The sequence below is a fragment of the Microcoleus sp. B7-D4 genome, from assembly GCF_036705125.1.
Classification (GTDB): domain Bacteria; phylum Cyanobacteriota; class Cyanobacteriia; order Cyanobacteriales; family Microcoleaceae; genus Microcoleus.
In genome coordinates this window covers 1-14,334 of record NZ_JAUBTT010000144.1, presented here as the reverse complement: position 1 = coordinate 14,334, position 14,334 = coordinate 1, and the positions used below count along the sequence as shown (strand labels likewise).

The 14,334-nt window shown below is 48.4% G+C and carries 4 protein-coding genes and 1 pseudogene; all 5 read right to left on the bottom strand.

Features of this window, described 5'->3' with window-relative positions; genetic code table 11:
• Positions 1 to 317: 317 nt before the first annotated feature.
• Complete coding sequence (locus QUB12_RS34335) at positions 318 to 4,574, bottom strand: amino acid adenylation domain-containing protein (RefSeq protein WP_333301162.1); 4,257 nt, start codon at positions 4,572 to 4,574, stop codon at positions 318 to 320.
• A complete protein-coding gene (locus QUB12_RS34330; protein ID WP_333310637.1) occupies positions 4,571 to 11,167 on the bottom strand; it encodes an amino acid adenylation domain-containing protein in 6,597 nt (2,198 codons plus the stop codon). The genes QUB12_RS34335 and QUB12_RS34330 overlap by 4 nt, the downstream gene beginning before the upstream one ends.
• A gap of 32 nt (positions 11,168 to 11,199) precedes the next feature.
• Entirely contained in the window at positions 11,200 to 12,033 is an 834-nt protein-coding gene (locus QUB12_RS34325) for an isocitrate lyase/PEP mutase family protein (RefSeq protein ID WP_333148230.1), read from the bottom strand.
• A gap of 38 nt (positions 12,034 to 12,071) precedes the next feature.
• Complete coding sequence (locus QUB12_RS34320) at positions 12,072 to 13,979, bottom strand: AMP-binding protein (protein ID WP_333148228.1); 1,908 nt, start codon at positions 13,977 to 13,979, stop codon at positions 12,072 to 12,074.
• A 104-nt stretch (positions 13,980 to 14,083) separates the two neighbouring features.
• Positions 14,084 to 14,334 (bottom strand): annotated as a pseudogene (locus tag QUB12_RS34315) (IS4 family transposase); the annotation flags it as partial.

The window sequence follows — 14,334 nt, the reverse complement described above, 5'->3', positions numbered from 1 at the left end:
GTCTCTTTTTATGCAAGCTTTGCTTTTTTCTCTCCGTAATTTCCGATTGTGACAGTTGAGGGTGCGGAATGTGGGTTCTAACTTGTTACCAATGCCCCAGCATAGAAGTGAAGAAAAAGGAGTGTCAGAAAGCGTATGTGACAGTTGAGGGTGCCGAATGTGGGTTCCAGAGCCAAATGATGTGCCAAAGAAAGGTAGAATTTGAGACCTCTGCCAAGAACATGGACGCAAAACAGAGGCGGTTTCAATCCATGAGGTTGAATTGACACCAGTGAAGATTGAAGCGCTGATAACCTTTCTTGGTTGAGGAAATTGGTCTAATGCTCTACTTCCGTTGTCGATTTCTTAGGTTCAGAGCTATGGTCTTCTGAAACATCCTGTAGAGCCTCATCTATGCAAGCTCTCAATTTTTCACCAAGAACCCGAACGCAAGGTTCTGTCAGCAGGGTTAAGTGAAGGCCGGGAACATCGCGGATTTCCAGTCCGCCAGCCACCAAGGAACCCCAACCGAATAGATGGTCATAATAAACTCTTGTCGGTTGGTGTCTAGTGCGGAAGAGGGTTGCCTGACCTGGATAGACTTGTGGTACATAATCTCTGATGGCTTGACTGAAAGCCTCTGTTATCAGCGCATAGGGGTGGGAATCTTCTGTTGAGGGGCGTCTCATCCACAGATTAAAGGTTTTGGCAATCTTACGGGTAATCCTGCTATGCAACCACACCGCTCTTTCTTTGATGTAGGGAAGTTTGTCTTCGGGTCTGAGTCGTAACAGGTTGAGGAAGTTGACGTAAAGTGTCCGACCTGGTGGAAGTTCGTGGACTAATGATTGGGGACTGTAGGCATCAAGCAAGGCCAATACCGCTACCTTCTGACCTCCTGCAACTAGCTGCTGGGCGATCTCGAAAGCTACCATGCCTGCACCAGAGTGACCGGCTAAGAGATAGGAACCTTGGGGCTGGAAGGCGCGTATTTCTCTAAGGTAGTGAGCGGCCATGTCTTCAACCCGCTTGTAGGGAGCTTGTTTGCCATCCAGACCTACAGCTTGCAAGCCGTAAACGGGTTGCTCCTGACCCAGGTAATGTGCCAAATCTCGGTAGCAGAGGACGTTGCCCCCGACGGGATGTATGCAGAACAAAGGCGGTTTAGAACCTCCGGGTTGAATTGCCACCAGCGTTTGCCAAGGTACCGACCATCCTTTCTGGCGGAGAATGTTGGCTAGTTCTTCAATGTTTGGTGCTTGGAAGAGGGTAGCGAGAGGGAGATTTTTCCCGAAGGTTTTCTCGATTTGTGCGAACAGGCGCACGGCTAGAAGGGAGTGTCCTCCCAAATCAAAGAAATTGTCCTTCACGCCGATCGGCTTTTTGCCTAAAACGTTTTCCCAAATTTTTGTTAGTTGGATTTCCAAATCATCGCTGGGAGGCACAAAGGTACTTGCTGGCTCTTGCTTGAGTCGATCGGGTGCGGGCAGGGCGCGGCGGTCTATTTTTCCGTTGGGGGTTAGGGGTAAGGCGTCCGGGAAAACAAAAGCGCTCGGCACCATGTAGTCGGGCAGTTTTTGTTTGAGGAAGCGCCGCAGTTCGTCGGTAGTGGGTTTCTGCTGTTGGTCTGCAACAATGTAGGCTACTAAACGTTTGTCGCTGTCTGTGTCAATCCTTGCTATCACCGCACACTGCCGCACAGCGGGATATTGGGATAGAGTTGACTCAATTTCCCCCAGTTCGATGCGGAAACCGCGGATTTTGACTTGATTGTCGATCCGACCGAGAAATTCGATATTGCCGTCGGGCAGATAATGAGCTAAGTCGCCAGTTTTATAGAGGCGTTCTGGATTTAAAGATTGCTCTTCTTTTGCTCCCTTGCTTCTTGGGAAGGGGTTAGGAATGAATTTCTCTTCGGTCAAGTCTGGGCGGTTGAGGTAGCCTCGGGCTAAGCCGTCGCCGCCGATGTACAACTCGCCGGGAACTCCGATGGGAACCGGCTGTAGGTAGCTATCCAATAGATAAACCTGCGTATTGGTAATGGGGCGTCCGATGGGGACGGAGTTACCGAGTTGGTCAGGCTCTGTTATTGGGTAGCAGCAGGTGAATGTCGTGTTCTCGGTTGGACCATAACCGTTGATTAGCTTACAGTCTCCTATTTTTTGGAGAAATTTCTGGACATGAGGAACAGATAAAACATCACCACCCGCCAATAGTTGACGCAAGGGCTTTAAATCCTCCAGTCGCTCATCCACCATTAGGTGAAACAGACCCGCTGTGAGCCACAGAGTTGTGATTTGGTATTGCTGGATAACTTGTCCCAACTCTTCCAAAGATGGCGTATGGGGGGGAAATATCACCAGCCGTGCACCGTTAAGTAGGCTGCCCCAAATTTCCAACGTTGAGGCGTCGAAGGAAATGGGAGCTAGCTGTAGGAAGACTTCTTCTGCTGCTAGGTTGGCATAGTTGGCTTCTTTGACTAACCGCACTACACCTCGATGGATGACGCTAACACCTTTGGGTCTGCCTGTAGACCCGGAGGTATACATTACATAGGCTAGGTTGTCAGCCGTCACGCTGCTAATAGGGTTTTCCTGGCTCTCTGGCTTAATGGCTTCCCAGTCAGTGTCTAGGCAGACTACTTTGGCTCGATGTGAGGGAAGTTTCTCAACCTGCCGCTGTTGGGTCAATAGGACTGGGACTTGGGCATCCTCCAGCATGAAGGTGAGACGCTCTTGCGGATATGCCGGGTCTAGTGGTAAGTAGGCTGCACCTGCTTTGAGGATGCCTAGGAGTCCTACTAATATATCTAGCGATCGCTCTACACAAATCCCCACGCATATCTCTGGTCCTACCCCCAGCCCTTGCAGGTGGTGTGCTAATTGATTGGCACGGTAATTGAGCTGCTGGTAGGTAAGTTGCTCGCTTCCAAAGACTGCGGCAACAGCGTTAGGAGTTTGCTCGGCTTGGGCTTCAAATAACTGATGGATACAGGTGTTATTCGGGTAATCAGTTTGGGTGTTATTCCACTCCACCAGCAACTGATGTTGTTCGGCTGCTGTCAACAGTGGTAAGTCTGACAGACGCTGTTGACAGTTGGCGACAATGCCTTCGAGTAAGGTCTGGAAATTCCCCAGCATCCGAGTAATGGTGGCTGAGTTGAAGAGAGCGGTGTTGTATTCCAACGAGGCTCTCAGTCCTTGCGCCGTCTCTATCATGAATAGGGTTAGATCGAACTTCGCCGTTCCGTTTTTAATCTTCAGGGAGTTGACGGTCAGACCTGGTAACTCCAAGGCGGAGGTTGGAGTGTTCTGTAGAACGAACATCACCTGGAACAACGGCGTGCGGCTTCGGTCTCGTTCGGGCTGTAGTTCTTCTACGAGCTTTTCAAAGGGTAGGTCTTGGTGGGCATAGGCTCCTAAAGCTACCTCGCGCACTCGACCTAGCAGTTCTGGGAAACTTGGGTTGCCACCAAGGTAGGTACGCAGGGCTAGGGTATTCACAAAAAATCCAATCAGACCCTCGGCTTCCATCTGGTTACGACCGGCGATGGGAGTGCCTACGATCATGTCTTCTTGCCCGGTATAGCGGTAGAGGAATGTCTGGAATGCTGCTAACAGGGTCATGAACAGCGTGACCTGCTCCTGCTGGCTCACGTCTTTGAGTGCCTTGGTTAGGTTTTCGGGTAGATCCAGAGATTGGTACTCACCCTGATAGGTCTGAACTGGTGGGCGCGGGTAGTCAGTGGGCAGTTGTAGTATGGGCAGGCTGCCATTTAGCTGCTGTTTCCAGTAGTCCCGCTGAGACTCTAAAACTTCACCCTGTAGCCACTCGCGCTGCCAGTGGGCAAAATCAGCATATTGGATGGGCAGTTCGGGGAGGGGTGAGGGTTTGCCAGTGGAGAAGGCATCGTAGAGCGCTGCCACTTCCCGCAAGAAAATATCGTCAGACCAGCCATCATAAACAATGTGGTGTATGGTCACGAGCAGCATATATTCCGCTTCTTTTAGGTGCAGGAGTTTGACGCGAAACAATGGCCCAGTAGCTAGGTCGAAGGGTTGTTGAGCCTCCTCGGTGGCAAGGCGTTGAGCTTCAGAAAGTCCCTGGTCTGGAGGAAGTTCTCTTAGGTCTATTACTGGCAGTGTTAAAGCTGTATGTAGGGAGATGACCTGCTTGGGTTGCCCGTCCACAGATGGAAAAGTAGTTCTGAGGACTTCATGGCGTCGGACAATTTCACTCAAGCTCTGCGAGAGTGCGGTTACGTTGAGTAGACCGGTTAAGCGAAAGGTAGCGGGAATGTTATAGGCAGGGCTGTCTGGTTCCAATTGAGCGAGCAACCACAGTCTAGCTTGAGCAAAGGAGAGGGGGAGGTCTCCGTCCCTTGGGACAGGCAATATTGGGGAAAGATTGGAACTGGTGGCAGCATTAGCCTTGTGCAGAAATGCGAGGATTTCTGCTTTGCGCTCTTTTAGCTCTTGCAGCAGGGCAGGTGTCAGTGTTTCCTTGGGAGCTTTATAGCGCAAGCGATCGCCTTCGTTCCATAGCTTCACGTCTAGACAGCGAAGCTCAGACAAAAACTCATCAATCGTTTTCATAATTCTCCCTCTTCATAATCGTCCATTGTGTCGCTCTCATTAGCCTGCAACTCTTGCACTGCCCAACGAACTGTCTCAATGCGACCGCCTAAGTCAGCCACAGTAGGTGCCTCAAATAAAGTACGCAGCGGTAGTTCCACTCCGAAGGCTTGGCGCAAGCGAGAAATAACTTGGGTAGCCAGCAGGGAATGTCCCCCCAATTCAAAGAAGTTGTCATGGACGCCGACCTGCTCCAGTCTCAAGACTTGAGTCCAGATATCAGCTATCTGCAGCTCGATCGGAGTACGAGGAGCCACAAACTTGACTGACTGGTCGGGTCGTGACTGGTCAGGCGCTGGTAGAGCGCGGTGGTCTACTTTGCCGTTAGGGGTTAGGGGTATGGTGTCTAGGAAAACAAAGGCTGATGGCACCATATAGTCAGGGAGCTTCTGTTTGAGGAAGCATCGCAGTTCGTCGGTAGTGGGTTTTTGCTGTTGGTTGGAAACAATGTAGGCAACTAAACGTTTGTCATTTTCTAGGCCAACCCTTGCTGTTACTACACACTGCTGCACAGTAGGATATTGGGATAGAGTTGACTCAACTTCTCCCAGTTCGATGCGGAAACCACGGATTTTGACTTGATTGTCGATGCGACCAAGAAATTCGATATTGCCGTCGGGTAGGTAACGGGCTAAGTCGCCAGTTTTGTAGAGCCGATCGCCTTTTAAATTTTGGATTTTGAATTGGGAATTTAAAAAAGAGTTAGGAATGAATTTCTCTTCTGTTAAATTTTGGCGATTGAAATAGGATCGGGCTAAACCATCGCCGCCAATGTATAGTTCACCCGGGACTCCAATAGGTACGGGTTGCAGATGGGAGTTGAGAATATAAATTTGCGTGTTGGCGATAGGACGACCAATAGAGGGTGAGGGGTAAACTTTCTCATTTTCACCTCTTCTGGGAATACATAAGGTAAATGTGGAATAGGTAGTGGCTTCAGAGGGTCCGTAGAGATTGAAAACCTGTTGAAGGGTTGTCTGCTGATAAAGTTGGTTGACCAGTTGCTGGGAAAGAGGTTCACCTGCTAAGTTGACAGTCTGCACGTTTTGGGGTATTGCGTTGGCTCTGAGTAATTCGGCTATCGCACTGGGGACTGTGTTGATTAGAGTGACATCTTTAGCTGCTTTTAGGGTGGGTAGGTGTAAAGCGTTTTGGGCCAGGATGACTTTACCGCCACAGCTTAGGGGAACGAATAGCTCGAAGACGGAAAGGTCAAAACAGATGGAGGTGGAAGCGAGGACTCCAGCGAGTTGTTTTGGATTAAATACGGTTTGCGCCCAATTGATAAAGTTAACTGTACTGCGGTGCTCTATGGCGACTCCTTTAGGGAAGCCTGTGGAACCAGAGGTATAGAGGATATAGGCTAGGTTGGTGGGGTTGACGTTGCTTTTTGGGTTCTCTGGGTTTTCTCGATTAATGATTTCCCAGGTTTTGTCTAGACTGATTACTGTTAATTGTTCAGGGTTGCTTGGGGATTGTTCGTTGCTGTCAATTATGTTGGTTGAAACTTTTCCTGAAGCGTACAATGAATTCTGAATAATTTTTGAAGTTGTCAGGAGCAACGATAAGAGCGAATCTTCGAGCATGAAGGCGAGGCGCTCTTGGGGATAGGTGGGGTCAAGGGGAATGTAGGCTCCGCCTGCTTTGAGGATAGCTAGGAGGGCTACGAGCATTTCTAGCGATCGCTCTAGGCAAATTCCCACGGTTACTTCTGGTTCCACACCCATTTTTTGCAGGTGGTGTGCTAGTTGATTGGCACGGCAATTGAGCTCCTGGTAGGTTAATTGCTCGTTTTCAAAGACTACTGCAACGGCGTTAGGAGTTCGCTCTACTTGGGCTTCAAATAATTGATGGATGCAGGTATTGTTGGGGTAGTCAATTTGGGTGTTATTCCACTCGACTAGGAGCTGATGCTGTTCGGCTTCTGTTAACAGCGGTAAGTCTGAGAGGTGTTGTTCTGGGTTAGCGACGATGCTTTTTAGTAAGGTCTGGAAATGTCCCACCATTCGAGTGATGGTTGCAGCCTCGAATAGGTCTGTGTTGTATTCAACCCCACCTTTGATGCCCTCTGAAGTTTCTTCCAGAGCGAGGGTTAAATCCAACTTTGCTGTGCCGTTATGGACTTCCAGAGGGGTTAGACTTAGACCCCGAAACTCCAAAGCCGCTATCAGGGCATTCTGGAAAACAAACATCACCTGAAACAGGGGGGTTCGGCTCAAATCTCTTTCTGGTTGCAGTTCCTCTACCAACTTCTCGAAAGGCAAATCCTGGTGAGTATAGGCTCCCAAAGCCACCTCACGCACCCGACCTAGCAATTCCCGGAAACTTGGATCGCCTGAAAGCTCAGTTCGTAGTACCAGAGTATTGACAAAAAATCCAATCAACCCTTCGATTTCAACGCGGTTGCGATTAGCAATGGGAGAACCAACAATAACGTCTTCCTGACCTGTATATCGGTAGAGCAGTATCTGGAAGACCGCCAGTAAGGTCATAAACAAAGTAACGCCTTCCTGCTGCGAGAGCGCTTTGAGGGCATCGGTACTTTTCTTAGGCAGTTCCAGAGATTGCCTTGCACCTCGATAAGTTTGAACAGGAGGTCGGGGGCGATCCGTGGGCAACTCCAGCACAGGCAACTGACCACCTAGATGCCGCTTCCAGTAGTTAAGCTGAAACTCCAACACCTCACCGACGAGCCACTCGTTCTGCCAGACAGCAAAGTCAGCATATTGGATAGGTAGTTCAGGCAATGACGAGGACTTCTCGGTGGAAAAAGCTTCATAAAGCACCGACAATTCCCGCATAAACACACCAAGAGACCACCCGTCGGAAACAATGTGGTGCATGGTCAAGAGAAGCAAATGTTCCTCTTTTCCCAGATGCAGGAGATTGACGCGAAACAAGGGTTCATTAACCAAGTCAAAGGGGCACTGAGCTCCCTCAGTAGCCAACCGTTGAGCTTCCACCTCCCGTTCAGTCTCAGGAAGTTTCCGGAGGTCTACTATCGGTAATAGCAAGGTAGCAGCAGGACGAATGATCTGAATTGGCTGCCCATTCACAGCACTAAAGTTAGTCCGTAGAGCTTCGTGACGCCTCACAATTTCACTTAAGCTCTGCTCTAGTGCCGTCACGTTGAGCGAACCTTTCAAGCCAATAGCGTTAGGGATGTTATATAGGGGTGTCCCAGACATCAATTGGTCGAGGAACCACAGCCGCTGCTGAGCAAAGGACAGAGGCAGGTCTCCCTCGCGTGAGATGGGACTAATTGGCAGAGCCTGTAGACTCCCTTCTTCGGCTCGACAGGCTGCCTCCACGATCTTTGCCAAGCCCGCTAGGGTGGGTTCTTCAAAGAGAGTATGCAGGGGGAGTTCCACTCCGAAAGCTTTGCGGACGCGAGAAATGACTTGGGTAGCGAGTAAGGAATGTCCCCCCAACTCAAAGAAGTTGTCGTGAATACTTACCCCCTCAAGCCTGAGGACTTCGCTCCAGATGCCCGCCAGCAGTTCCTCAAAAGGGGTAAGATGCGGCACAAAAGTTTCTTCCAGATCTGACCTTGTCCCATCAGGCACTGGCAGAGCGCGGCGATCCACCTTACCATTGGGTGTCAGCGGCAGAGCTTCAAGCTGCACAAATGCAGAAGGTATCATGTGGTCGGGCAGTTTCTCCTTTAGGTAGCGACGCAGTTCACTGGTGGAGAGGACTTGCTCCTGGCTCGGAACCACATAGGCTACTAAGCGCTTGTCACCAGGGTCGTACTCCTGGTCTATAACTACGGCATCCTGCACAGCCCGGTTTTGCCTCAGCACTGTCTCAATCTCGCCTAGCTCAATGCGGAAGCCACGAATTTTTACCTGATTATCGATGCGACCGAGAAACTCAATGTTGCCGTCCGGTAAATAGCGAGCTAAGTCTCCAGTTTTGTACAGACGTGCTGCGGGAGCGTCACTAAAGGGGTTGGGGATAAACTTCTGGGCTGTCAACTCAGTCCGGTTGAGATAGCCCCGGGCTAAGCCGTCGCCGCCGGTGTACAACTCGCCGGGAACTCCGATGGGGACAGGCTTCCGGTGGCTATCCAACACATAAACCTGAGTATTGGTAATGGGGCGTCCGATGGGGACGGAGTTACCGAGTTGGTCAGGCTCTGTTATTGGGTAGCAGCAGGTGAATGTCGTGTTCTCGGTTGGACCATAACCGTTGATTAGCTTACAGTCTCCTATTTTTTGGAGAAATTTCTGGACATGAGGAACAGATAAAACATCACCGCCAGCTAATAGTTGACGCAAGGGCTTTAAATCCTCCAGTCGCTCATCCACCATTAGGTGAAACAGACCAGTTGTGAGCCCTAGAGTTGTGATTTGGTATTGCTGGATAACTTGTCCCAACTCTTCCAAGGATGGCGTATGGGGTGGAAATATCACCAGCCGCGCACCGTTAAGTAGGCTGCCCCAAATTTCCAACGTTGAGGCGTCGAAGGAAATGGGAGCTAGCTGTAGGAAGACTTCTTCTGCTGCTAGGTTGGCATAGTTGGCTTCTTTGACTAACCGCACTACACCTCGATGGATGACGCTAACACCTTTGGGTCTGCCTGTAGACCCGGAGGTATACATTACATAGGCTAGGTTGTCAGCCGTCACGCTGCTAATAGGGTTTTCCTGGCTCTCTGGCTTAATGGCTTCCCAGTCAGTGTCTAGGCAGACTACTTTGGCTTGATGTGAGGGAAGTTTCTCAACTTGCGGCTGTTGGGTCAATAGGACTGGGACTTGGGCATCCTCCAGCATGAAGGTGAGACGCTCTTTTGGATATGCTGGGTCTAGTGGTAGATAGGCTGCACCCGCTTTGAGAATACCGAGAAGTCCCACCATCATCTCAAGCGATCGCTCTACGCAAATTCCGACCAGCATTTCTGGTTCTACACCCAATTTTTGGAGGTGGTGTGCTAGTTGATTGGCACGGCAATTGAGCTGCTGGTAGGTTAGTTGCTCGTTTTCAAAGACTACCGCAACCGCGTTGGGAGTTTGCTTGGCTTGGGCTTCAAATAACTGATGGATACAGGTTTGATTGGAGTAATCTGTCTGGGTGTTATTCCACTCTACCAACAACTGATGCCGTTCGGTTTCTGTTAACAGCGGTAATTGACCAATTGGTTGCTCGACATTAGCGACAATACCCTCAAGCAAAGTCTGGAAATGTCCTGCCATCCGCACAATTGTAGCTGCGTAAAACAAATCGGTGTTGTATTCAAACCGACAAGACAGCCCTTCAGGTGTATCAACAATATCCAGGGTTAAATCAAACGCGGTAATTCCTCTGTCAAACTGGAAGTCATCAAATCTTAGACCTTGTACCTCCACAGTTTCATTAGGTACGTTTCGCAATTGGAACAATACTTGAAACAGAGGAGTATGACTCAAGTCTCGGTCTGGTTGTAGTTCTTCCACCAGTTTCTCGAAAGGAATACCCTGGTGTTCATAGGCTTCTATTGCTACCTTACGGACTGTAGCTAAGAGTTGAAGGAAAGTTAGCTTACTATCAACGTAAGTTCGTAAAACTAGGGTATTAATGAAAATCCCAATCAGTGTCTCTGTTTCTATACGATCGCGTCCTGCGATCGGCGCTCCCACAACAATATCTTCCTGACCTGTGTAACGATGAAGCAATATCTTAAAAGCTGCCAACAAGGTCATAAACAACGTTACCCCTTCCCGTTGACTCAGAAGCTTCAGCGATTGGGTCAGGGACTTGGGTAATAACAGGGATTGCTTTGCACCTCGAAACGTTTGCACGGGCGATCGCGCTCTGTCAGTCGGTAACTCTAATACAGGTAAGTCACCGCCCAGTTGTCCCCTCCAGTAGGCAAGTTGTGACTCTAAGACCTCTCCCTGTAGATGCTGTTGCTGCCAATAGGCAAAATCTGCGTATTGGATAGGTAATTCAGAGACAGTCGATGGCTTTCCAGCACCAAAGGCTTCATAAAGCAAGGCGAGTTCTTTGAGGAGAACTCCCACAGACCAGCCATCAAAGATAATATGATGCAGGGTCAACAGCAGGATATGTTCTTGTTCGCCAAGTCTCACTAAATTGGCTCTGACCAAAGAACCAAACGCTAAATTAAAGGGACGTTGGGCTTCTTCTGTCGCTAGTTGTTGGAGTTTGGCCTGCTTATCTTGGCTTGGTAAATTACTAATGTCTACAATGGGTAAAGTCAAGGTCAAACTTGGAGCAATGACTTGAACTGGTTTCCCATCCACAGCCGCAAAGCTAGCACGTAAGACTTCGTGGCGACGCACAATTTCATTAAGACAAAACTCCAGCACTGCTACATTGATCCCACCGACGAGACGGATATTTGTGGGACGATTGTAAGCAGGATTCCCTGATTTTAACTGGTCTAGCAACCACATCCTAGTTTGTGCAAACGAGAGAGGAGCTTCTTTCTGATTTGCTCTTGGGGAGATGGTTTGGTGAGGATTAGCAACAGCCTTTTCCTTGAGTCTCTGCTCTAACAGCGCCCGCTTGGCTGGTGAGAGTTCAGCAATCCGTTTGTTGATATCATTCATATTTTCTGGCTTCAAATATCAAATTTTCTTAACTATTTATTCTTATTGGCAAGATTTTCATCCAAAAGGGCAGTACATTCCTGCACGCCCACACGTTCTTTCTGCAAAAATCCATCCTTTTCCCTCAAGCATTTCATTTCATCCTCAAGGGCAGCTTGGGCAGCAAACAGACAAGGTGTACTGTAGTTAACAAGAGAAACACCAGCATCTCTCAGTTCTGTTAAGCTACAGGGTGGAGATTTGCCACCTGCAATTTGGTTAAATACCAGAGGTTTGTCCAGTTGACTTTTTAGGATTTTGATTACGTCTAGATCCTTGATTCCATCAGCCAATATAGCATCAGCTCCCGCCACTGAAAACGCCTTTGCTCTATGGATGATTTCATCAATATCTGTTGCATCTGTCCGAGCCACCACAAAAAGTTCTCGGCGAGTTGCTAGAATACTTTTCAATTTTTCCAGAAATTCATCCAACTCCATCAGGAGTTTGCCATCAAAATGACCGCATCTTCGAGGTCGCTTTTGATCTTCAATAATCACCCCCGCAACTCCAATAGATTCCAACAGAGATACTACATGACAAGCAACTTCCGTATCCACATAGCCGTCATCAATATCGACGATAATATAATGATGGGGCAGCACGGTTTTGACTCGTTGGACAAATGCTACAATATCAGACCATGCAATAAACCCAATGTCTGGTAAGCCGTAATAGCTAGCAGCGAAACTGAACCCACTAATAAAAATGCCGTCGTAATATTTTCCAACTACTGAGGCTGAAAACACATCATAAACCCCTATAAAAGGAATGATATCTCGTACCATGATTTCTTGACGCAATCGTTCTCCAAAACTGACAATCATGGGTTTAGTTTTTGGGTGAAAATTCGATGATGGCATAGTTACTCTCTCTTGTCAAGAAGTTTTTGCACCTCTTGATCCGTGAGGGATTCCAACTCGACTAGCAGAGTGGTTAATTCATCAGACCTTACCGTTTCTGCTTCTGCTTGAATTTGAGCAATTTTTACTGCCATATTGGCGACTGTTGGTTGCCCAAAGAATATGGAGAGTGATAATTCAACCTGTATGGATTCAAGCACGCGGTTGACAATTTGAGCCGCCAAGATGGAATCTCCTCCCAACTGGAAAAAATTGTCATGAATACCGATTGACTTAACCCCTAAAACAAGAGACCAAATATTCACCAACTGTTCTTCTAGGGGGGTACGGGGAGGGACAAATTCCGGTCTGGGGGCTGTCGGATCTGAGGGTTGAAGTCCTAGTTTTTCAGCTAACCCAATTCGCTGTAGTTTGCCTGTGGGACCTTTGGGAATTTCCTCGACAAATAACACCACACGGGGGACTTTAAAATCAGCCAGTTTCTGAGCGACAAATTCTTTGATTTCTTGCTCAGTCGCCGAAGCATTCTCTTTAAGAACTATGGCGGCAGCTACCTCTTCACCTAAAAGCGTATGAGCCGCAGCAAAGGTAACTACCTGTTTTACAGCCGGATGTTCTAACAGCACTTCATCCACTTCACGGGGAAAAATTTTCTCTCCACCCCGGTTAATTGTTTCTTTAATCCTGCCTTTGAGGAAAAGATAGCCGTCGGTATCTAAAGAGCCTAAATCCCCAGTTCTAAACCAGCCTTTGGTAAAAGCACTGTCGTTCGCTTCGGGATTATTTTCGTAGCCTGATGTGACATTCGCACCTTGGATAACGACTTCCCCAATTTCCTCGGCTGGTAGCAAGTTACCCCCCGGATCCATAATTGCCACTTCAGGACCAGCAGCTATACCTACTGAACCCGGCTTACGCTGATGTGGTGGTAAGGGATTGCTACTCATTTGATGAGCAGCCTCTGTCATGCCATAGGACTCAATAACTGGCACATTAAACACGCTTTCTAACTCGGCCATGACTTGAGGAGGCAAAGGAGCAGAGGAGGAGCGAATCAACCGGAGTGGGCAACGGACAATAATTTCGCGGTTTGCCTCGGTTCTGGCAAGAATCGCTTGGTGCATTGTTGGAACAGCACTATACCAAGTGGGATGAAAACTTTCTAACCAGTCAAAGAATTTGGGAGCATAAAAGCCTGAAGTACAAACTACGCTTGCCCCAGCACTAAGGGAGGACAGCAAAACCCCCACCAGCCCATGAATGTGAAACAGTGGCATCACATTCAAACAGCGATCGCTCTGGCTCAACTTTAGGGCAAGTTGAATATTCTCGGCTGAAGTACACAAGTTGGCATGGGTTAAGGGGACTATTTTAGGACGAGAGGTAGTCCCTGAAGTATGTAGCACTAACGCTACATCTTCTGGTTGAGCCAAGCCCCCCGAAGCAGGAGACTGTGGCTCACCGCCACTGAGAGTAAAAATGCCTGCTTCTGCTGTTAAGACAGGGGAAAGTTCGATAATCGGAATGCCTCGTTGTTTGGCTGCAATTCTGGCAGGCTCTGCAAGTTGTGACTGAACAATCAGTGCTTTAGCATTCAAATCCGATAGATAAAAATCAAATTCCTTCGTGCGATAAGCTGGGTTGAGGGGAGCACAAGTAGCACAAGAGGCTATGGCTAAAAAAGCCACTGCCATCTCTGGACTATTGGGCAGCGCAACTGCTACTCGGTCAAAGCGACCTATACCTAAGCAATTGAGTTGGCTGATTACAGAGTCAATCTGCTCAAGCAAACGGCGATAGGTAAGCGGTAAGCGCTCAGGAGAAGAAATAGCAATGGAATCGGGATTTTTTTGGGCTTGAGCTTTCAGCTTTTGATATATTTCTTTATGAGAAAACAGTTGACTTAACATTTATGATTCTCCGGTATCATCTCTTACTTAGTCGAAGCAGAGGCAAGCTTTTTCTCCAATTTTTCTGTGTATCTCTTCTTCACCTCTTAGCCATTGGTAACAAGTTAAGCCTGTATGGCAGTTGTCAAGGGGATTTGAGAAGATGTGTCAAAGAAATATTGGTTTTTGCCTCGCTGTCGATCAGGGAAAGGTGCAACAATTAACTTAACATTGGGCTTTCGTTGAGATTTAACAATACCTAAATCTCGGTTTTCGGGCGCGGCGAAATACTTTGGGGGGTCAGTGGCCTTACCTTTTTGATGAGCTACATAAAAATGGTAAAGACCCCGGTAAATCATTTCTAATGAAATCGAAT